Source organism: Bartonella sp. MM97QHHN (genome assembly GCF_042194285.1).
GTDB lineage: Bacteria > Pseudomonadota > Alphaproteobacteria > Rhizobiales > Rhizobiaceae > Bartonella.
Genome location: NZ_JBHIMS010000074.1, coordinates 12,447 through 31,904, shown reverse-complemented (window position 1 = coordinate 31,904; position 19,458 = coordinate 12,447). Strand labels below are relative to the sequence as shown.

Annotated in this window: 22 protein-coding genes; 4 read left to right on the top strand and 18 right to left on the bottom strand. The window is 38.4% G+C overall.

The annotated features are described in order from the left end of the window. Nucleotides 1-5: 5 nt before the first annotated feature. From ACFIJW_RS04190 to ACFIJW_RS04140, 11 genes are all read right to left on the bottom strand, one after another. Complete coding sequence (locus ACFIJW_RS04190) at nt 6-893, bottom strand: type IV secretion system protein (protein WP_375633407.1); 888 nt, start codon at nt 891-893, stop codon at nt 6-8. A gap of 46 nt (nt 894-939) precedes the next feature. Then, nucleotides 940-1,362, bottom strand: a complete 423-nt coding sequence (locus tag ACFIJW_RS04185) for an EexN family lipoprotein (RefSeq protein WP_375633406.1) — start codon at nt 1,360-1,362, stop codon at nt 940-942. A gap of 54 nt (nt 1,363-1,416) precedes the next feature. Continuing rightward, a complete protein-coding gene (locus ACFIJW_RS04180) occupies nt 1,417-1,632 on the bottom strand; it encodes a hypothetical protein (protein WP_375633405.1) in 216 nt (71 codons plus the stop codon). Nucleotides 1,633-1,668: 36 nt separating this feature from the next. Next, a complete protein-coding gene (locus ACFIJW_RS04175) occupies nt 1,669-2,100 on the bottom strand; it encodes an EexN family lipoprotein (RefSeq protein ID WP_375633404.1) in 432 nt (143 codons plus the stop codon). 64 nt (nt 2,101-2,164) lie between these two features. Next, complete coding sequence (locus ACFIJW_RS04170; RefSeq protein ID WP_375633403.1) at nt 2,165-2,368, bottom strand: hypothetical protein; 204 nt, start codon at nt 2,366-2,368, stop codon at nt 2,165-2,167. 26 nt (nt 2,369-2,394) lie between these two features. Next, the gene (locus ACFIJW_RS04165) at nt 2,395-2,799 is read right to left on the bottom strand and encodes an EexN family lipoprotein (RefSeq protein WP_375633402.1); all 405 of its coding nucleotides are present in this window, start codon (nt 2,797-2,799) and stop codon (nt 2,395-2,397) included. 2 nt (nt 2,800-2,801) lie between these two features. After that, entirely contained in the window at nt 2,802-3,107 is a 306-nt protein-coding gene (locus tag ACFIJW_RS04160; protein ID WP_375633401.1) for an EexN family lipoprotein, read from the bottom strand. 23 nt (nt 3,108-3,130) lie between these two features. Beyond that, nucleotides 3,131-3,904: a type IV secretion system protein gene (locus ACFIJW_RS04155; protein WP_375633400.1), complete on the bottom strand. Its 774-nt coding sequence runs from the start codon at nt 3,902-3,904 to the stop codon at nt 3,131-3,133. Then, on the bottom strand, nt 3,901-6,261 hold the full coding sequence (locus tag ACFIJW_RS04150) for a VirB4 family type IV secretion/conjugal transfer ATPase (RefSeq protein ID WP_375633399.1): 2,361 nt from the start codon (nt 6,259-6,261) through the stop codon (nt 3,901-3,903). Before ACFIJW_RS04150 ends, ACFIJW_RS04155 begins: the two co-directional genes overlap by 4 nt. Beyond that, complete coding sequence (locus tag ACFIJW_RS04145; protein WP_375617900.1) at nt 6,261-6,584, bottom strand: type IV secretion system protein VirB3; 324 nt, start codon at nt 6,582-6,584, stop codon at nt 6,261-6,263. The genes ACFIJW_RS04150 and ACFIJW_RS04145 overlap by 1 nt, the downstream gene beginning before the upstream one ends. A gap of 22 nt (nt 6,585-6,606) precedes the next feature. Beyond that, a complete protein-coding gene (locus ACFIJW_RS04140) occupies nt 6,607-6,954 on the bottom strand; it encodes a TrbC/VirB2 family protein (RefSeq protein WP_375633398.1) in 348 nt (115 codons plus the stop codon). A gap of 159 nt (nt 6,955-7,113) precedes the next feature. Here ACFIJW_RS04140 and ACFIJW_RS04135 point away from each other — a divergent pair, with 159 nt between their 5' ends. Beyond that, on the top strand, nt 7,114-7,857 hold the full coding sequence (locus ACFIJW_RS04135; protein ID WP_375633397.1) for a nuclease: 744 nt from the start codon (nt 7,114-7,116) through the stop codon (nt 7,855-7,857). Between the two features lie 573 nt (nt 7,858-8,430). Here the strand turns inward: ACFIJW_RS04135 and ACFIJW_RS04130 are convergent. After that, nucleotides 8,431-8,874, bottom strand: a complete 444-nt coding sequence (locus tag ACFIJW_RS04130) for a hypothetical protein (protein ID WP_375617902.1) — start codon at nt 8,872-8,874, stop codon at nt 8,431-8,433. A 3-nt stretch (nt 8,875-8,877) separates the two neighbouring features. Continuing rightward, complete coding sequence (locus ACFIJW_RS04125; RefSeq protein ID WP_375633396.1) at nt 8,878-9,216, bottom strand: YqjD family protein; 339 nt, start codon at nt 9,214-9,216, stop codon at nt 8,878-8,880. A gap of 997 nt (nt 9,217-10,213) precedes the next feature. Here ACFIJW_RS04125 and ACFIJW_RS04120 point away from each other — a divergent pair. After that, nucleotides 10,214-11,098, top strand: coding sequence for a MotA/TolQ/ExbB proton channel family protein (locus ACFIJW_RS04120; RefSeq protein ID WP_375633395.1), 885 nt, complete (start codon nt 10,214-10,216; stop codon nt 11,096-11,098). Then, complete coding sequence (locus ACFIJW_RS04115; protein ID WP_375633394.1) at nt 11,095-11,673, top strand: biopolymer transporter ExbD; 579 nt, start codon at nt 11,095-11,097, stop codon at nt 11,671-11,673. Before ACFIJW_RS04120 ends, ACFIJW_RS04115 begins: the two co-directional genes overlap by 4 nt. Nucleotides 11,674-12,510: 837 nt before the next feature. Here ACFIJW_RS04115 and dut read toward each other — a convergent pair. Together dut and ACFIJW_RS04105 are read right to left on the bottom strand one after the other, a co-directional pair. After that, a complete protein-coding gene (dut, locus tag ACFIJW_RS04110) occupies nt 12,511-13,041 on the bottom strand; it encodes a dUTP diphosphatase (protein ID WP_375633393.1) in 531 nt (176 codons plus the stop codon). A 258-nt stretch (nt 13,042-13,299) separates the two neighbouring features. Beyond that, entirely contained in the window at nt 13,300-14,109 is an 810-nt protein-coding gene (locus tag ACFIJW_RS04105; protein ID WP_375633392.1) for a VIT1/CCC1 transporter family protein, read from the bottom strand. Between the two features lie 1,063 nt (nt 14,110-15,172). Between ACFIJW_RS04105 and ACFIJW_RS04100 the strand changes: the two genes are divergently transcribed. Continuing rightward, entirely contained in the window at nt 15,173-15,841 is a 669-nt protein-coding gene (locus tag ACFIJW_RS04100) for a hypothetical protein (protein WP_375617908.1), read from the top strand. A gap of 1,544 nt (nt 15,842-17,385) precedes the next feature. Here the strand turns inward: ACFIJW_RS04100 and ACFIJW_RS04095 are convergent. The 3 genes from ACFIJW_RS04095 to ACFIJW_RS04085 all read right to left on the bottom strand — a co-directional run bounded on the left by ACFIJW_RS04095 (nt 17,386) and on the right by ACFIJW_RS04085 (nt 19,398). Next, on the bottom strand, nt 17,386-17,910 hold the full coding sequence (locus tag ACFIJW_RS04095) for a type II toxin-antitoxin system PemK/MazF family toxin (RefSeq protein WP_375613249.1): 525 nt from the start codon (nt 17,908-17,910) through the stop codon (nt 17,386-17,388). Nucleotides 17,911-18,207: 297 nt separating this feature from the next. Next, on the bottom strand, nt 18,208-18,780 hold the full coding sequence (locus ACFIJW_RS04090) for a disulfide bond formation protein B (RefSeq protein WP_375633391.1): 573 nt from the start codon (nt 18,778-18,780) through the stop codon (nt 18,208-18,210). Nucleotides 18,781-18,792: 12 nt separating this feature from the next. Next, nucleotides 18,793-19,398 (bottom strand): YqaA family protein, encoded by a 606-nt coding sequence (locus ACFIJW_RS04085; protein ID WP_375633390.1) that lies wholly within the window; start codon nt 19,396-19,398, stop codon nt 18,793-18,795. Between the last annotated feature and the right edge of the window lie 60 nt (nt 19,399-19,458).

Sequence of the window (19,458 nt, the reverse complement as noted above, 5' to 3'; positions counted from 1 at the left end):
TGAACTTAAGCCTTTGCTAATAGTGATGCTAATTTTTTTACACCATTCGTTATTGTTTTAGCTCCTCCTGAGCCTGTAAGGGAGGCACCCCCAGAGGCTAAAGCGGAAGCCATGCTAGGTAAATTGAAGAAAAGAAAAATACCACCAAGGCCAACCACCATAAATGCGCCAAAGGAAAACATGATATCTACAATGTTTGTTGTAAAGATTTTCAGTGCAAGTTTGACATACATACCACCAAGCAAGATGACTAATATCTGAAGTATGATGAAGTTTGCAACTTGTCCTAACCATGCCTCTGTAAACCTTCTTGTTGATGAAAACATATAGAGGCTTATGAAGAGCGGTCCTACTGATATGACGAGAAATAAACCCAGCTTAGCAAACATTGTGACGATAAAACCAATTATGCAAAAAACAGCAGCAATCACGTAACAGGCAAAACCAACTATCCAAGCAACAAGATACGCACCCAATGCAAGCCATGATGCAGATTTTGCTTCATCAAAAACATGTGCAACAGCTTTGTTTAACAGATCATCCCATATATTTTTATCTGAGTGTATTGTACCTTGTGTGGCATGTGCAATGGCATTAGGAAGACTATTGAAAAATAAATCCCCGACCCACTCATTATAAAGAGCAGCGTTTGTGGCGAGTGAAACAATGATGCCAAGTTTGAAAGCTGTCACTATAAATTCCCACAGTGGCATGGAAGAACGCCCTGAGATGATATTGTACCCCATAAATATAATGTAGATTGTACATGATGCTTTAAGCGGAGCACTTAAACCCGATGAGAGATTTGCGGTGGTTTCGTTCATTATTTGCATAATAGGTTCTATTAACATATTTTCTGCCGTGGTAAAGAAATCTATTTTTTCGAATGCCATTGCACGTCCATTCTATCTAATTTTTGCAAATACGATTATTTCTGATTTAATTATTATTCTGTTGTTGTTTAGCTTTAGTGCGCTCTTCTGCTTCGCGCTCGGCTTGTTCTTTTGCTTTTTCTTCAGCCTTTCTTTTTTCTATTTCAGCTTGCCTTTTTTCAAAATCAATTTTCCATTTTTCATGTCTAGCTCGTAGTTCGGCTCGATATTCTTCCATCGCTTTACGCATGTTTTCGTTGTGTTCCCTAATTCTCTCTTCAGCATTTGCTTCATATTCCTTTTGAAGTTCAAGTTGTGCTAATCTTAAGTTTTCACAATTTTTTGCAGTTCCTGCGAATCCACATTTAGCATTCCACTCTTCCATCAATTTTTTATCTTTTTTAAATTCTGCGACGCTATAGGTTTTTTCACATCCAGCAGTGATGAGCCCTGTGCAAAGTAGCAATGTTGTTATGAGAACTTTATTCATCAATATTTCCCCTTTTTCCTTTCAGTTTTACAAGGTTTGAGCACAATTTTTAAATTATGCTTGTGTTATCGGTTTTTTATAACCAGTGATGATAAATCTAGGGCACAGACATAATGTTGCCATAAATATATTATAGAGTGTACGAAGCTCTTTAAGTTGAGCAGCTAAAGCGCAATAGTGATGTGTAGTGGTGCTATCCATTGTCTTTGTAAGGGGATCCATCGACATATTGTCGATATAAGAAAATATGCCTTTGCTTTCTACTGCCATTTAGATGCTCCGCTATTCATTGTGTGTTTTTATAATTTAATCGTTATTTTGTTGTTTTGCTTTTTGTTTTTCTTCAGCGCGCTCTTCTGATTCTCGCTCGGCTTGTTCTTTTGCTTTTTCTTCAGCCTTTCTTTTTTCTAGTTCAGCTTCTTTTTTTGCTATTTCGGCTTGCCTTCTTTCATGTTCAGCTCGCATTTCGGCTTCAAATTCTTCCTGCGCTTTACGCATGTTTTCGTTGTGTTCCCTAATTCTCTCTTCAGCTTTTGCTTCATATTCCTTTTGAAGTTCAAGTTGTGCTAATCTTAGGTTTTCACAATTTTTTGAAGTTCCTGCAAATCCACATTTCGCATTCCACTCTCCCATCAATTTTTTATCTTTTTTAAATTCTGCGACGCTGTAGGTTTTTTCACATCCAGCTGTGATGAGCCCTGTGCAAAGTAGCAATGTTGTTATGAGAACTTTATTCATCAATATTTCCCCTTTTTCCTTTCAGTTTTACAAGGTTTGAGCACAATTTTTAAATTATGCTAGGTTATCGGTTTTTATAACCAGTGATGATAAATCTAGGGCAGCGACATAATCTTGCCATAAATCTATTGTATAGTCTGTAAGGTTCTTTAAGTTGAGCAGCTAAAGCGCAATAGCGATGTGTAATGGTGCTATCCATTGTCTCTGTGAGGGGCTCCATCAACATATTGTCGATATAAGAAAATATGCCTTTGCTTTCTACTGCCATTGAGATGCTCCGCTCTTCATTATGTCTTAATTATTATTCTGTTGTTCTTCTGCCGCGCGCTCTTTTGCTTCTTGTTCTTCCTCAGCACGTCGTTTTGCTTCTTGTTCAGCTAGTATTTTCTTAGTATTAGCTCTCATTTTTTCAAGTCTGGCTTTTTGTTCAGCTTCAAATTCTTCATATCTTTTGCGATTTTCTTCTGCAATTTTACGACTTCTTTCTGCTTCTTTTGCTTCATATTCTTTCTGAAGTTCTAAAAATGCTAACCGCATGTTTTCACAATTCTTTGAAGTTCCTGCGAATCCACATCTAGCATCCCACTCTTCCATCAATTTTTTATCTTTTTTAAATTCAGCGACGCTATAGGTTTTTTCACATCCAGCGGTGATGAGCCCTGTGCAAAGCAGTAATGTTGTTATGAGAATTTTATTCATGATTAATGACTGTCCTGTTGTTGTTTTGCTTTAGCGCGCTCTTCTGCTTCTCGTTCGGCTTGTTCTCTTGCTTTTTTTTCAGCTTCCCATTCTTCTTCAGCCTTTTTCCTGCGTTCTGCCGCAAGTTCGTGATCGGCTACTCTTACATTTTCACAATTTTTTGAAGTTCCTGACCATCCACATCTCACAGCCCATTCTTCAAATAATTTTTTATCTTTTTTAAATTCTGCGACGCTGTAGGTTTTTTCACATCCAGCGGTGATGAGCCCTGTGCAAAGTAGCAATGTTGTTATGATGATCTTGTTCATGTTCAAGCCCCTCTTTTTTTCGTTTATTGACCACGCAGTTTTTTGGCATAATCTGCATATCGCGCTGCAAATTCTTCGTAAGCTCGTTGTTCGGCAGCTTTGTACTCCGCTTGTTGAATCATTGCGGCGGCTTGCATTTGGAGAACTTGTGTTTGGAGTTTTGCTTGTATCGCTGATAATTGTGCTTGAATGCCTTGAATTTTACCCGCATCTTTAGTACTTCCAAGTTCATCAAGGAGCTTGTTAATGGTTTTTTGTGTTTCACTGGCTTCTTCGTAGACATCTTGGCCTTTTGCCGCTTGTCCTATCGTGTTCTGTTGCGCTTTTTTCACTTCTTGTGCGTAAAAAGCATCTGCTGCCTCTTTTGATCCAGCGCCCCCCGCGGGCTCTTTGTATAAGAGTTCTTCTTGCCATTTTTGCGTGTTTTTGCTGCCACCACCGCCGCCACCGCCGCCACCGCCGCTGCCCATCGATTGTTGAAAGTGGTTAAAGTCTGAAGGAAGGGCGCCACTGCTCCCTTGCTTGTTAAACATCTCTTTCAATCCCGAAATGTCAGGCTTGACATTTAAGGAGTTATATAATTGTTTCGCTTGATCGAGTTGGCTCTTTAATTGGTCAAGCTGTTGTTTGCCTTGTTGAACTTGTTCTTGCAATTTGTTAAGTTGTTGCATGCTGTTCCGAATTTGTTCTCCCATGTTAGCAGCAGCTGTGGGATCAAATACCACGATGGCAAAGGCATTTGTTTGAAAGCCAAATGAAGCTGCATAGACGGCTGTTGCCAATAAAAGTTTTTTCATTGCTTTGACCTTTCTTGAAAAATAGGAAGCCATTTTTCTGGAGATTGTCCAACTTCATCCATAATGGTCTCTAGGAGTTCAATATTCTTGGTGGTGCCACTTAAAATGGCTATTTCATCATCAAAGCCGCGTAAATTTAGTTCTGCTACAACTGAACTTTGTCCTTGTTTGATGAGAAAACGCCGTGACTCACGGCTTAATTCTGATTGTATCAGGTTAAATTCTCTGTCCGATAATTTAAAACCTTCTACATAATCCCCATGATTGCCCTTTTGATTAGGAAAATAAATTTGTGTGGGGCATTGCTCTATAATGGTGTGAGCAATGGTCGAATTGATCGCATCTTTGGGAGATTGCGTTGCAAACAACATCAAACCATTTTGTTTACGAATAGTTTTCAGCCTGTCTTGCGCAAAGGCTTTAAAGGAATCATCCTCTAAGGCTTTCCAAAATTCATCAATGACAATGATAATACGACGCCCATCAATCAGAGATAAAATTCTATGAAAAAGATACATCATCAATGGTGGACGAATTTCATTATTGTCTAAAAAATCCGTCATGTCATAACCAATAAATTTTGCATCAATGCCAATGTCGTCATCAGGATTGTCAAAAACCCACCCTAAGGCATTGCCTTTACACCATCTTTCTAAACGACCCGATATCCCCTCCCTATGCGTGGTGTCAAAAAACATTTGTAAGGCAGAGATCGTCCGTTGTTCTTTGGGTAATAAGGCAAGTTGGTCAACAGCAGCAGAAATATCTTGTCTTTCTGATTCACTGATCTTTTGATCTTCAGACGAAACAAGCTTGATAATCCATTGGCGTAAAAAAACTCTATCTGCTGGATTGTTATAGTCTAAGCCTTTTAGCGGTGCTATGCCTGTCGGTCTACCATTCTTCAAGGGCATATAAGTGCCGCCACCCGCTCTGACAAAAAGTTCTGCACCCCGATCTTTGTCAAAAAAGACCATATTGGGATCATGCTTTTGAAGTTGCGCTAAAAGAAAATTGACAATAACCGTTTTCCCAGAACCAGAGGGACCACAAACAAACGTATTGCCTAAATCACCAAAGTGAAAGTTAAAATAAAACGGTGAACCAGCAGAGGTTTTCATCAAAGCTATCGCTGGTCCCCACACATTGCCATCTATTTTTCCAACCGGAAAAGAATGAAATGGAGAAAGCGCTGCATAATTGCGGCTTGTTATTGCACCAGAGCGGGTGCGATAAGCATAATTGCCAGGCAATTGTGCCCACCAAGCCGCCGCTAACCCTAAATCTTCCCGCGCAATCACAGCCCCACCATCTGTAAGACGAGAACGCGCTTTTGCAAGATTATCCGCTAATTCTTGCGGCGTATCAGCAAAAACTGCCAATGATAAATGATGTTCCCCTAAAACAAAACGATTGGATTCAAGATCATCAAGCGCATCATCCAGTTCCATAATTTGTGAACCTGCTCGATCTCCTGCATTGACCATTTGGTTTTGTTTGCGCCCCATAATTTGCTTGGCAATGTTTTTGCTCTTGAAAACAAAAGATTGGGTGAAAATAAACTCAAAGGGAAGGGTGAGCAAACCATCCGCCATGCCTACCCTGGTTTTTGCTGGATATTCTTTCCAACCAAACATGCCCGCAAACCGCTGTGCCGCCTCGGTGCGTATTTCTATGATCTCTTTCCCAAAAATGAGACGGTCTGAGTAAACAGTCGAAGCTATCGTCCCCCATGTGAGAGGGATCCGTTCACGACGACCTCCCACCAATTGGTGGATAAACTCACTTTGCTGCGAATAAATATTACCTTCATGTTCATAAAGGCTCAGTCTTTTTGCACCATAACGCTCTAAATTTTGAATAAGATCTGTGGTAATATCTTCAAGCTTGCGAATGGACTCTGCATCAACTTCTGTCTTTTCTTGCTTGGCTTTGCCTAAACGTTTGAAAAATTCCACTAATTTATCCGTTTGATCAACGTGTGGATTCCACAAAATCGAAAGATAAAGATCATTGCGATAAAGCTCCTGTGAAACCATCCGCTCGCGATATTTATCATCTAATTGCTTGGCAAATGCCGATCTGAAAGTCCCATCCGGATAAATCGTTTCACGCTTTCTGATAATATGGCTATAAAGCGCTATCCGTTCATCCGCTATGTTTTTAAAAAGATTATTGAGTTGTTCGTGAAGCACATTCAGATCAATAATATCCGCTGTCTCAAAGTTAATGCCTTCAAGTTTAATAACGCTCATGAGAGCGCGTGAATCCAGCGCAATGATGTGTTTGTTGACATGGCGCACGTAAGGGATAATCGCCTCTGGCTGCTTTTCACGTTTGCGCTCTGTTCTATTCATTATAATTCCTCATAATTACGAATTAATCGTAATGGAGAAATACTTCCCCCACCCCATAGACTCGAATTTCTGGCAAAAATAGATGTCTTTTGCCATGTCAGAAGAATACGAAATTTGTTATGGTCATGCTTTAGGATTTCCTTGAATATGAAATGCAGCATCACACCAAAGGTTAGAAGAAAAATATTGCCCGCCATAATGAACAATATCATCGTTCCTATCCCATTTAATCCCATAGCTTCCACCGTCACGCCCGCAATCATTGCAGGGCGCGTGCAAGCAAGAAATAACGTATCTTCTGTTAGCTTATCGTGCTCTTTCATGGCTTTGAAAGGCAAAGTTTAATTAGGAAAGCATTGATACGATTTGCGATGCACCCATAACAATGCCGATGCCAACACAAACAAAAAAAGCTTTACGCATTTCAACATAACCAGCAATCCATGCAAGCCCAATACCAGCAACCGCAATCGTCGCAATCGATTTTGCAATGTTTCCTGTTAAAGCTTCAATTATTTTTTTAAGCGCATCGTCAACTTTACCAAAGTCACCTGCGGCAAATGCTGGCTCACTCAGTGCGATGAAGGCAATAAACAGCATCAATGCTGTTGTTAACCATTTCTTTTGGGTGTTGGATAGAATAGTTTTTTGTAAGGTATGTTCACAACTGAACAAATTATTCATGTTTTTCATGAAAAATTCCCCGCTTTATGTTTAAGTTGATAGAAAAATTAATATTCAAAATATTATTTAGGAATCATATAAATGAAAAAAATAAATTTTTCTATCGATAAATTAATAATATTTAATCTTTTATTAATTTAATGAACAAAAAATATAGTAATATTCAAAATGATACTTTTAAAATATCTTCGAGAAGCGCCTAAATATATTGTCTTAATTTTTATTATTATTTTAGGATACTTTTATTTAATTAAAAATAATGAACAACTTACTCAAAATTCTTTTTTAAAAGGAACAGAAAAGACAATAGAAAACCCCGTTCAAAATCCGAAGTCACAATTGATAGATTATGCAAACCAACAAGACGCAATCCAACAAAATGTGGTATTGCATCCAGAACCAATCGCATCACAATTTTATGAAGAAAATGTGCCGGTCTATTCCGGTGCTATACAGGTCACAAGTGGTGTGACCTTTAAAATGATCACGCTCGTGGATGATGGATGGAGAAAAAAGATTATCCGTGATATCCGCTTATATGGTGTGGAAAGCTGTGAAATGAGGCAATTTGCCTTACGCAACGGAGTTAAGTGGCCATGTGGTGCTTTTGTTACTGCTTGGCTTGTCTCAAAAACAATCGATAAAAATGTTACTTGTCGGCAAGCACGTGTCATTCAACAGGTTCATTATGCACAATGTTTTGTAGATGGGGTTGATCTGGCACGTTTGGGGCTGGCAGAAGGGTTGATGGTGTTGACAAAAGATCAGCATCATTTTCCATCCCCAGCAGACTATAAAACTCTACAATCTGCTGCTCAAAAAGCACAAAACGGTTTATGGTCGAGCCAATTTCAACAACCAGAAGATTGGCGAAGAGATCATGGGAGCTATAATCCCATTGACCATTATTGATAAAGCGTCCTCTTAAGCGCTATTTAAAAATCAAGACAATATTCTACTGCAAATCTTATCAGAAAAAAGTTAATTATAATCCACGCACTCCTTGGTGGACAATGTTCGTTATGGAAATTTGTTGTGTTTAAAGCTCGCTTACGCATATAGGTTGCTCACTACAGCGCTATGGGAGAGCGCGTTTTTTCCCCTAAACAAAATAGTCATTGTAACAAACATGAGTGTTCAGAAAATATGAACACATGCAAACTACTGATGTGACCTTTGGTCATGAAAAAAGGCTTATGAAAAAATAGAGAGAGGCAGAAATAAACTATCTCTTCTTAAAAAAATACTACATTGCTTCAAATTAAACTAGGACTTCTAACGCAAGCTTTGCCTCATGTTGCCATGTTCATGAAACATGGGTTGCAATCTGAAAGGGAAGCGGTTCTATGGAATTTTTAACCAAAATGAAGGGGATTTTTTCAGGCTTTTGAAGAAGCTAAAGAGGCTATGAGGAAAAAATGTGCTTTCTTTTATAACAAAAGAAAGCACATTGAGGGGGGATTTAGAATGACAGTTTTACATATTTTACTCTGAAAAGCGGTCTTTTTTATCTTTTTTCCACAGAAAATAAGTTGCAAGTCCGAGTATGGGAACACTCAATTTGGCAAAAGGGAGATGTTGACTGAGAGCTGCAAGGCTGGAAACGGTCGCATCTGTCATGAGTTTATGGCGTTGTTCTTCTGTCTTTTTTTGTTGGTCATAGCGTTGATAAGTTTTGAGAATGCGACTGATAATAAGACCTAATCCCGCAAGAGAAAGACAAATTAAAAACATGATACTAGCGGCGGCAAGAGGCTTCATAACAGAACATAACGCAATAAAACCGATGGTACATAAAAAAAGCAAAGACATGAAGAATGAAATGCCAATAAACCCATAGAAAATTGCTTGAAGGCGTACTTGCTTGACTGTGCTTTTAAGCCCTCCACCGACAAGATGGTTTAAAAGAGGAGCGATAAACTTATGCATTGCTTAACGACGTAGTAATTGAGAAAGAATAAAACCAATCCCTGCGGCAAACAAAACGCTTTTGCCAGGATTTTTGCGAACGCATTGATTCATGGTTTGTTCAAGATCACTGATTTTATCTTTTGCTTGAGACATCATGTCTTCACCACTTTCTTTCGCTGAGTGATATAGTTTTTCTGCTTTGTCTTTGGCGGCGTTGAATTTGTTTGCACCAAGATCTGTTAGGGTTGAGGTAATCCCTGAAATTTCAGTGCGTAACTTTTCTAATTGTCCTTGTAGGTCTTTTTGTTGGTCTTTTTCTACGGCTGATTTATCGTGCTGTGTTGTTTTATTATGGGCCATGGTATTTTTCCCTCTTGATTCATTATATTTGTATTGGTGTGTTCATAGTGATCATTTGCATTGGAGTGAAAATTTTCACTGCTTGAGTAACGCCAAAAGCTTTTTTTGGTTCCTTTCATTTTGTCGAATTTAAAACTGTTTTTGATAAAATAAATCTTTCCTATACGATATGCTCTGTCTGTAAAGGGTCGCATTTGTTAAAAATTGTCTTATGCTTTTGCAAGAATTTAGCACCATTCTTCAGTTTCTCATGGCACATTTTTTATAAAAGTTTTTTAAAAGCGTGTTGAGGTTTATTTTTTAGGCTTGTGACAGGTAAAAAACACGGTTATTGTGAGTTTGCGGCAGAAATAATGTCATTTTTATGTTTTTGAAGCAAAGAAAAAGAAATGATATTGCGGCTCTTTGTTCTCTATGTATTTGGGGGCAACACGCGCTCTCCCATTATACTTTTGGTCAGTTTAAGATATTGCGATAGTTCTTTTTTTAAAAAAGGTATATTTTTATTTGGATAGAAGGTACTTTAGTGCACTGGTTGTTAGAGAAGTGCATATCCTTTTCTCCGAGGATTTTATGATATTTTTGCTGCTTGTTTCATGTAAGCAAATATTTTGTTGGATTTAAAAGAGCCGCTGAAATGAAAGAAGCTTTGCGATATGAGGAATTCATTTAACAGGAATGATGATAAATTATTCTTATAAATGAAAATATTATATGCGATATTTCTTGTAACTTTATTATTTTGCCTAATTTATGCAATAAATTGATTGAGTAAGATAAACTTGTTGAATTGTTAGAGAAAAATTTCTTGAGTGATTTCTTTAGAATTAAGAGAGAGCTTGTGGAATAAAACTATACTTGATTTATCAAGTTTTCTTTCTTAAGAGGAATACACAAGTGACGTTAAAAGGGTCGTGGCATTTTGGAACAGTGATGCTATGCGGGGTGACGACCCAGCTCATAAATAAAGATAAGAGCACAAGAATGTGAGATAAAAATGGAATCTGAAACAGTACCTTTAGATAATATGTCTGCTGTATTGACAGTGCATGATTTTTCTCCTCTTTCTATGTTTATGGCTGCTGATTGGGTGGTGAAAGCGGTTATCATTATTTTGTTACTTGCTTCACTTGTGTCTTGGACAATTGCTTTTGTGAAAATTGTTGAGATCACTTTGGTAAAACGAAGAGTACGTCATGAACTTCAATTGGTTCTAAATGCTCAGACTCTTACGCGTTTGGCAGCTAGCTTGAAAGAAAGCAAAGGGGCTGGTGTATTTTTTCTCAAAGAAGTCCTTAAAGAGGTGTATCTTTCTGCACAACAGGTTCATTTTTCTGCTCCTGAAGGGATAAACGAAAGCTCTGGTGAAAAAACCAGTACAGGGGAAAGGGCACAAACGATTGAAGATATTCTCTTTTATGAGGAGAGCAATCAATATGAAGATGTTTCCCGCGATGTTCGTGATGCTAGGGTTCGCGATGTTCATGAAGGTTTAAAAGAAAGGGTTCATTCACTTTTGTCACGCTGCTTGCTGGCTGCTACACGCCGTGTTGCATGTGGAAGTGCTGTTCTTGCAACTATTGGCGCAATTGCTCCTTTTGTTGGTCTTTTTGCAACTGTTTGGGGAATTATGAACTCTTTTATTGGGATTGCTCAGTCTCAAACAACGCGACTTGATGTGGTGGCGCCTGGAATTGCTGAAGCTTTATTCGCAACGGCTGTTGGGCTTTTTGTGGCTATTCCCGCCGTTGTTATGTATAATAGCCTTATGCGTGCTTTGAGTGGTTATCGCAGTGATTTAGGCGATATCGCTGCTGCTCTTGAAAGGCTCTTGAGCCGTGAACTTGATAGGCAAAGACAACAGAAAAGTCATAAAAAATGAAAGCAAGCCTTAATAATGATTGGGATATAGACGAGAGTGGGTTGCAAAGTGAAATCAATGTGACCCCTTTTATTGATGTTGTATTGGTGTTGCTTATTGTTTTTATGGTTGCAGCGCCTTTGGCAACGTCTGTCATTTCCGTTCAGCTTCCTTCTATAACTCAAGCACCTTCAGTGGTTCAGTCTGATGAACCTCTTTATGTTACGTTGCAAAAAGATCGTTCTCTTTACATTGGTGATCATCTTGTAGAACAAGCAGCTTTGAGAGAAGCTTTGTTGAGGGAAACTACGCAAAATTTAGAGGCAAAAATTTTAATCAAAGCGGATAGCGAAATTGATTATGGTACTGTCATCGATTTATTAAATCAAATACGCATGGCTGGATATAATAAAATCGGTCTTGTAGGATTGCAAAACTCTACCAATCTTGTCTCAAGAGGTGAGATCAATAATAAAACAACAGGGGTAGCGGATGCTGCTGTCGATGGAGCGGGTGGTAACGTTGTGGGGCGTGTGGATGCCGTAACAACGAGCCCTGCGGGAAACGCTAATATTCCAGCCGATGTCTCTGATTAGTGATAAAAAAACAGCCTTTGTTGCAGGAAGCAAAGCATATTACTCAAAGTCGTAGAGTGAAATTGATGAGGGTTCCGTGGATTTATTAAACCAAATACGCATGGGTTTGATATTATGCAGGGGGTTCATATATTGAATCGTTTTTTTTAGGATTAAGCTCTACTCATCTTGCCGCAAGAGGTGCGATCAAGAAAAATAGCCAAGGGCGATTGTTGTGTGTCTTAATACATCTTAAAGCCTTTTTTGCGGCGGTGTTCATAAATGCTACAACGTTAAAGCCCCCGTAACATAATAAAAAAACTATCAAACATCACCATCTTTATGCTTAACAAAAGAGCAAGCGAGCACCATTATCGTATTTATATTTTTTCCCAATGTTGTGATAGTGCTATTTATTGTAGGAATTTTTTCAGTTTTTATCTGCATGCTAGCCACGTTTGGAATGTGAGAAACATGATTTTGATTGATTTAATATAAATAGGCTTGCCATGAAACAATCTTACAGTATTGAGATTTCTCATTTAAGTTGCAAGACAATTCATTATTATTATAAATCAATATGATGTATAGATTGTCGACATTACCAGCGGTGTGTGAGCTCTCAATGTTTAATGCCAATGTTTTTGTTATGGGGGAGGGGTATCTGGTGATAATGAAGTTTTGTATAGCGCACGAGACGTAATTGAGAGATGCTTGTTTAGAGGTGCGTTTAGTGAAAAAACTTTGAAAGCAAATGCGCATTCCCTCTGCATTTTAAAAGCTCAAAGAATTTCCAGTGAAAGAGTGGTTGGAATAAGTATGTGTGTTATTTTGAGAGAAGCGATTTTTCAGAGCTTCTTAAGTGTGTCCCGTTGAACCAAAACCTCCTGTTCCACGGCTCTCTATATGGCTTTGGGTATTTTGCTCTGGTTCAATGGTGCAAACATTAACTTGGGATACGGGGGCGATGACTGTTTGGGCAATGCGCATGCCCCGTTGGATGGAAAAGTCTTCTTGTCCTAAATTGATAAGAAGGACTTTGACTTCACCACGGTAGTCACTATCAATTGTTCCTGGAGTGTTGAGGCATGTGATGCCGTGTTTTAAGGCTAAGCCAGAGCGTGGACGTATTTGTGCTTCAAACCCAAGTGATAAATGAAAAATGAGACCTGTTGGAATAAGTGCCCGCTGCCCAGGGGCAAGAACAAGCGTTTCTTCTTCTCCAATTGCTGCCCGTAGATCAAGACCCGCAGAACCCGCTGTCGCGTAGCAAGGAAGTTCTAAACCTTGTCCGTGTGCAAGACGCTGAACAAATAAAGTCTGGGCATGTGAAGATTGAGAAGAGACAGGATGATTGTTTAGAGGGGCGTTGGTTTCAGTGTGCGACATGATTGAGGCATTTCCAAAATATGAGGTCTAGAAGAAAATGATACTTTAACAAAAGATATCTATAAAACCAAGTCGATAAAGGTGTGTGGATATAGGTTGTCCCCAGAGCTTGCTTATCATCTCTTACTGACTTAAAATATTCCACAACACCACCTAACATTATCAATGGCATTTTTCAATAATGGCATCATCAAGGATGGCTTATGCCTAGGGGCATGCGCTTATTTGAGATCTAAATTATGGTTACAGATAAGATTTTTAGATACTACCGATAAGAATACCCGTGGCAAAAACCAGAGCACCACCAATGATGACCTGTAAAGAGGCGCGCCAAAAGGGAGTGGACATGTATTTGTTCTGAATCCAGACGATGGCGCCGAGTTCGAAAAAAACAATGATAAAAGCAATAATTGTCGCTACATAAAAAGAGCTGATCAAATAGGGAAGAGTATGGCCTAGTCCTCCTAATGTTGTCATAATGCCGCTGGCAAGACCTCTTTTTAATGGCGAACCACGCCCTGATAATTTTCCGTCATCATGGGCTGCTTCTGTGAAACCCATTGAAAGTCCCGCACCAATTGAAGCTGAGAGCCCTATCAAAAAAGTTTGATGCGTGTCTCCCGTGGCAAAAGCTGCGGCAAAAATGGGGGCAAGGGTGGAGACAGAGCCATCCATTAATCCTGCAAGACCTGGTTGAATCCAAGTCAAAAGTGTTTGTCTTTGCGTTTTCGAAGTTTCTTTTATGGTGTGATTTGCCGCTGTTGTTTTTTGGGAGGGATGGCGGTTCTTGCCTTTCACAAGAGAAGTTTTGTCACATAATGAACCGATAGTGTTTGCACGATTATGGCAAGAAAGGCACAAAAGTTGCTTATAATTTTTAAGCTCTTGAAGCCCCATGGCGGTAAAAACCGCGGCTTCCTTAGAGGAATAAGGTTCTAGAGCTTTTGCATATTTTAAATAGAGCGCCGCATGTTGCTCTTTTATTTTGAGCGCTTTAAGTATCACGTTTTGTGCTGAACGAAAGGACAGAGCTTTACGTTGTACAAATGAAAAAAACGATCTCAACATTTTCTGTTCCTCTGCACTTTAGAATAATTCTAAAACATAAGAAAAATAAACCGAAAGTCAATCTAAAAGTTAAAAACTGACAAATTACAAAAAGGTTGCACTGAGAAAAAAGGTGATGGGATGCTGAGAAAGTACAAGGAAATTTATCAAATGGAGACGAGAGGGGCGCATGAAAGAAATAATTGCGTGAAAAAATTTAAGAGACAATGTGCTTTATTTTGCTAAAGGGATGTTTGAATGGAGCATTTCAATGTATTGTGAATATATGGAAAAAAATAGGACGACTCTATCATTCATTTGATGCGTTCAAAAGACTGTAACAGTTCTTGGAATTTGAGATGATTCTTTAAAAGAGACCTTTTTCAAGGGACAAAAGCCCATTTCGCGAGGGTGGTCCCCGTGAAGAGTATAGAAGGGTAGAGCCGCAAAATTTCCATGAAATAATATAAACTCCATTGAGTCTTCTTAATCTTTACGCTTCATAAAAGAGCAAGCTGGCATCATCATACACTTTAGCTCTCAATGTTGCGACAGTCTTTAGAACGGTTCATTATAGGCATGGCATTTTATTGTACAGTTTTACGCCACTCATTCTGCTTGTGGAGGTGTAAGACAGTATTCTTATGATATTTACGCGCATTGAGCGTTGTTACAGCTTTTGCATTTAGGTGGATTTGATGTAATGAATTATCTTTTGTGCTGTAATTGCAGGGGCAGGTTTAAGGGTGGGAGTGCATAAATGAAAGAGATATTATCATATCAAATTGTTTGATCACGCATAAAAATTTATGCTTTATGAAGGGGCATTTATCGCCTTGTAACTTGCCTGATATCTTGTATGAAAGCCCAAAATTCAGTAGGTTTCCTCTCACTTCAAAACTTCTTATATTGAAGCAATTCAAATCATTTTCTTGTGTATCACAAGGAGGGGTGTGGGTGCTGTGTTTTTATTTAAAGTATGGGATGAGTTGAAATATGAAAAGTGCATAATCTCTACGCGTTAACAAACGTTTTTGATGTTTTTAAAAAAGAGCGAAATTGTGCAGAAAAAAAGGGAGCATATATGGAAAATAGTGATGGTTTGAAATTTTGGCGGCTTTCTGAAAAACTAACAATACTGCAGGCAGCGCTTTTAATAGTTGGATTAAATCCAGGAAAGTATTTGTTTGTCAACAAATTAGAACCAGAAAAAAGTGATATTTACGAAGATAACCTTTCCGTATCATCAGAGAAAACTGCTAATTTTCGTGCAGCCTATCATGCTATCGTTCAAGCGGGAAAAAGCAATCGATTAGAGATAGAATGGTCGTACTATAATTTTTCGGATTTTATAGATGCAGATTCCTCATATGTTCGCGTTGATGATTTAAAAGAATGGCTTTCATCGCGTGGTCTGTACCCTCCATTTTTTTTCCCTGAGGATGATTCTGCTGAGACTAAGGACCAAAAATATGCGTTTCAAGATCCAACGCATCCACGTTATGCTCCAAAGCTTGCTGCTATTGTTGCGGCATGGGAAGCGGTGAGTGAGGTTGAGGGTGGTAAAACTGTTAAAGGAACGCTTGCAAAATGGTTGCAACAGAATGCTGATCAATATGATTTACACAATAAGAAAAATGGTAAGTTAAAAAAGGATGTTATTGAGGAATTAGCGGCTGTTGCGAATTGGGAACCTACCGGAGGGGCGCCTAAGACACCTGCCAGCTCTCTTTTATCAAAAGAAAAAAAATAAAAAGATCACTAAAATTGTGCTGTTTTTTTTGATAATTCTGAAGATAATCTCTTTTTCTGGGGGAGATTTTTACTTTTCTTCCCTAGATTATAAGTAATTGTTTTTCAATGAAAATAATTTTTATAGTGTTTCTCTGACTGTTCAGGCGGGGAAAAATAGACATTTTGGGGCAGTAAAATTTACCCTGTAGTTTTCGTAACTTACCTCTCTATTTTTGTTTGATTTTTTTGGGCATTTTAAAATCCAAATCAATTAAAATGGAGTGCAACATGATTAAAGTTAATCTTTTTTTTACTATGCGTAAAAGTGTGAAAATTTTTCGAGGAAATGTACGGATATTTGGCAATGTGTTGCGGATGAGGTGGTACATAAATCGTTTAGAGTAGGTGTATTGTCGTGTTGGTTAAAATTTGAACTTATCCTTGTTATGGAAAAGGTCAAAGCTGAGCGTCATGTGCGCTCTCCATAAAGAAATCTTGCTATCTATAGACCCAGTGAGAGTTTTTCTTAAGAAATTTGCACAATAGTAAAACTAGTTAGCAAAACCTGTTCTTTGGCACAACAAAAAGGATGTCATAAATGATTATCTCATCATAAATATGCTTTAAGAATAACCCGTGCGTGGCGAAAGTCTATGGCATAGTCGCTATAGATTTTTGCTCCGTGTGTGATGATCAATACTCTTGTTTATCTCTTGTCAATGCAAGTGCCCATGAAAGTGATGAGAGTCTATTGCTCCATTGTGATGCTTGGTTGTTCATGTTTAGAAACGACAAGTGTATTAAATGCGATAGGGTTGATAGAAAGGAAAACGTATCCTGTAAAAATAGGTGTGTCTTTAAAATAAAGCTGATAAACGAAATTATTTTTTTATCTACCTTTTGTATAATGAGAAAAAGGTATTCAAAGTGCAAGCATAAGCAATTTAGCAGTAAATCCCAAAATAGCTTAACATAGATCGTTTCTAGGAGAAGAGGAAGAAAGTCTATCTGCAAAGCTATGTTAGGTCGTGTGACAGGTGAAATAATGCGGTTAGGGCAATAAACAATTGTTATTGGTGAAGAGATAGAAATCGGTTGGGTGTTGATTTCTGTTTTACTACAGAATTTTCTTTGTTATCTCGTAAAATACGATCGTTTGAGGTGTGGTCATATAAAGCGAAGCTTTTTTCAATCTTGGAAAGATATTCCCATTGCGGAAAATCATATAAAGTTTAAGCAACGGCAGAACGATTTTTTGTGCAATGAAATGATAAGTATGTACAACATCTCGGTAATCTCCGTGGGAAACTTTACCGGATCCAAGGTGTGGATATTGTCTTCTGCTTATCCCAAATCGCAGATATTTCAAAACAACAACGGTGGAGAATGAATGTTGGATATGTTCTAGGGAAGGTTGCAAAAAATGGCAGTTTTCAAAAAAATACCAAAAATGACGAAAGGAGCGGTTTCCCACTCCTTCGTTCCTATCTCCCCTTGCGGGGAAGCGGCCACCATTACTGATGCCGTGTATGCTGATATAGGTACACTTATTTTTCTCAAAAGTCAATAGTGTAAATGCGGTAAATATTTGAGCATCAGAGCTACAACTTTATGAAAATCTTCGCAGGATAATCTTGGAACGGTACGTGAGCAACTTAAACGACTTACAGAAACTGTTGTGACATAATTGCAGATAATCCATGCTTTTTTATTCTCTATGGGAGATTGTATTGGATACGCAGCGGGATTATTGGGTTGTGATTTCGTTGAAAAAGGTAAAACTGTCACATTTCCATATAATTTTGCATTCTTAGAAAGCACTAAAACAGGCCGCTTTTTCCAAAATTCAGGGAGTATCGAATCATGAGGAAAATCACACCAAAAAACTTGTCTGATGCGTGGTGCCGATTTGATTCGTGGTTTTATATGAGGTGGTTTTTCGTAAGGAGCATTTAAATCTCTTTCTTTTATATGCTCGCGCCATGCATTATGATCATGTTCCATCATAACACATGGTTCTTCAAGTTTGGTTATATCTAAGGAAATAGGTGATAGGGTAGAAGGCTCTGTGTTCTTATCTTCAGCCATAGCAGACCATTTATATTTATTGGTCCCCTCACTTATTATTTTACGGCTTTTCTATCACGAGTTTTTATCAAAATGTTGCTTATAAGTACAGAGAGGTGAAACCATAAAATGGATGTATCTGCTTATTTTTGTCTTTTGAGTACAACGCTAGAGGAGGGATGTTGGTGACTCGTTGGTGTTGGTGGGTTGGTTTGGCGGTGGGGTGGTTTTGGGTGGGGATTGGTGACTGGAGGGTTGTTGGTTAGGGGGAAGCTATTGGAGAGAACGAGTGCACGCGGTTTCGTTTCTATTTTATGGTTAGAGTTTTTTATGGACTGAAAGAAGCCCTTTTGAAGTAATATAGAGGCTTATAAGGGAGAAAAATAGGCTTGAGACGACATTCCAACCGGCAAATGAGAGAAAAAGAAAGCGTGCGGATGCTTCAGAACAAGAAGGGGGATGAATGTTGTTTAATTGGTTAAGCAGCTGGTTAATGTCTGAGGTTTTTCTGACTGCGCTTAAACCACAGCTGAGGGGAGCTGCCCAAAAGCCATATTCAACACCCGCATGATAAACGGCTAAAACAAGGCTGATGCACATTAAGACAAAAACACACAAAAACAAAAGTTGTATCCAAGCAGTTATGCGAAAAAAATATGCCCCAAAACCTGCTAAGAGCAAAAATGGTATGGCTCCATAATAAGGAAAACGCTCTATGAGACATAAATCGCAAGGAAGATATCCTCCGAAATATTCAAAACCAAGGGCAATACCTATTGTGGCAGACAAGCAAAAAGCGAGAAAAAAAGCCCATAAACTTTGTTCTTTTCTGCTGGGTTCAAGATGAAGGTGTTTGTGTAAAAGTGGGTGAGAAGACAAAACGCATGCCATTAAGTCTGTTCCTTATAAAAGCTTCTTGTTTAAAAAAGCTATGAAAATCCCATAAATTAAAAGGAGGCTAACACAACCAATGAGAACAATCCATTTAAAATGCTGTACTAGAAAATTCATTGCTTTTTGCCCAAAATGTTTAATCAGCCACGCGAGAAGATAAAAACGAGCGCCTCTGGAAAAAATACAAATAAGAATGAAAAGTTCAAGACGCACACTCATAACACCGGCCAAAATTGTGACAATCTTGATGGGGGGAAGATGAAAAAAACCTGATGTTATCAGTAAAATGATGAGAAATTGCAGGGTTGCACTATTTTTCAGAGATTCAAAACTTTCAACCTTACCATAAATTTCTAAAATGGGTTTGGCAAGGGTATCATAGGCAAAATGTCCGATAAACCAACCGGCAATGCCTCCTAATACAGAACAGATCGTCGCAATCAAAGCATAACGATAAACCCGCTTTTGATGGATAAGAAGCATCGGAATATATAAAACATCTATGGGAATTGGAAAAACAGAACTTTCAATAAAGGCAATGAAACCAAGCCAGTGTGGTGCTGTACGCCGATTTGCTAAAGAAATCGTCCAAAGCTTTAATTTGTTTAATATCATGAGGCTTTTTATAAATTTAAGAGGTAAACACTTTACAAATGAGATTGCTATAAATCCGAT

Coding starts and splice junctions, on each gene's coding strand:
- ACFIJW_RS04160 (WP_375633401.1), bottom strand. CDS start 3,107: ATGAACAAGATCATCATAACAACATTGCTACTTTGCACAGGGCTCATC.
- ACFIJW_RS04190 (WP_375633407.1), bottom strand. CDS start 893: ATGGCATTCGAAAAAATAGATTTCTTTACCACGGCAGAAAATATGTTA.
- ACFIJW_RS04155 (WP_375633400.1), bottom strand. CDS start 3,904: ATGAAAAAACTTTTATTGGCAACAGCCGTCTATGCAGCTTCATTTGGC.
- ACFIJW_RS04105 (WP_375633392.1), bottom strand. CDS start 14,109: ATGTTGAGATCGTTTTTTTCATTTGTACAACGTAAAGCTCTGTCCTTT.
- ACFIJW_RS04095 (WP_375613249.1), bottom strand. CDS start 17,910: ATGGCTGAAGATAAGAACACAGAGCCTTCTACCCTATCACCTATTTCC.
- ACFIJW_RS04090 (WP_375633391.1), bottom strand. CDS start 18,780: ATGGCATGCGTTTTGTCTTCTCACCCACTTTTACACAAACACCTTCAT.
- ACFIJW_RS04135 (WP_375633397.1), top strand. CDS start 7,114: ATGATACTTTTAAAATATCTTCGAGAAGCGCCTAAATATATTGTCTTA.
- ACFIJW_RS04175 (WP_375633404.1), bottom strand. CDS start 2,100: ATGAATAAAGTTCTCATAACAACATTGCTACTTTGCACAGGGCTCATC.
- ACFIJW_RS04140 (WP_375633398.1), bottom strand. CDS start 6,954: ATGAAAAACATGAATAATTTGTTCAGTTGTGAACATACCTTACAAAAA.
- ACFIJW_RS04120 (WP_375633395.1), top strand. CDS start 10,214: ATGGAATCTGAAACAGTACCTTTAGATAATATGTCTGCTGTATTGACA.
- ACFIJW_RS04145 (WP_375617900.1), bottom strand. CDS start 6,584: ATGAAAGAGCACGATAAGCTAACAGAAGATACGTTATTTCTTGCTTGC.
- ACFIJW_RS04170 (WP_375633403.1), bottom strand. CDS start 2,368: ATGGCAGTAGAAAGCAAAGGCATATTTTCTTATATCGACAATATGTTG.
- ACFIJW_RS04125 (WP_375633396.1), bottom strand. CDS start 9,216: ATGGCCCATAATAAAACAACACAGCACGATAAATCAGCCGTAGAAAAA.
- ACFIJW_RS04130 (WP_375617902.1), bottom strand. CDS start 8,874: ATGCATAAGTTTATCGCTCCTCTTTTAAACCATCTTGTCGGTGGAGGG.
- ACFIJW_RS04165 (WP_375633402.1), bottom strand. CDS start 2,799: ATGAATAAAATTCTCATAACAACATTACTGCTTTGCACAGGGCTCATC.
- ACFIJW_RS04185 (WP_375633406.1), bottom strand. CDS start 1,362: ATGAATAAAGTTCTCATAACAACATTGCTACTTTGCACAGGGCTCATC.
- ACFIJW_RS04100 (WP_375617908.1), top strand. CDS start 15,173: ATGGAAAATAGTGATGGTTTGAAATTTTGGCGGCTTTCTGAAAAACTA.
- ACFIJW_RS04150 (WP_375633399.1), bottom strand. CDS start 6,261: ATGAATAGAACAGAGCGCAAACGTGAAAAGCAGCCAGAGGCGATTATC.
- ACFIJW_RS04085 (WP_375633390.1), bottom strand. CDS start 19,398: ATGATATTAAACAAATTAAAGCTTTGGACGATTTCTTTAGCAAATCGG.
- dut (WP_375633393.1), bottom strand. CDS start 13,041: ATGTCGCACACTGAAACCAACGCCCCTCTAAACAATCATCCTGTCTCT.
- ACFIJW_RS04180 (WP_375633405.1), bottom strand. CDS start 1,632: ATGGCAGTAGAAAGCAAAGGCATATTTTCTTATATCGACAATATGTCG.
- ACFIJW_RS04115 (WP_375633394.1), top strand. CDS start 11,095: ATGAAAGCAAGCCTTAATAATGATTGGGATATAGACGAGAGTGGGTTG.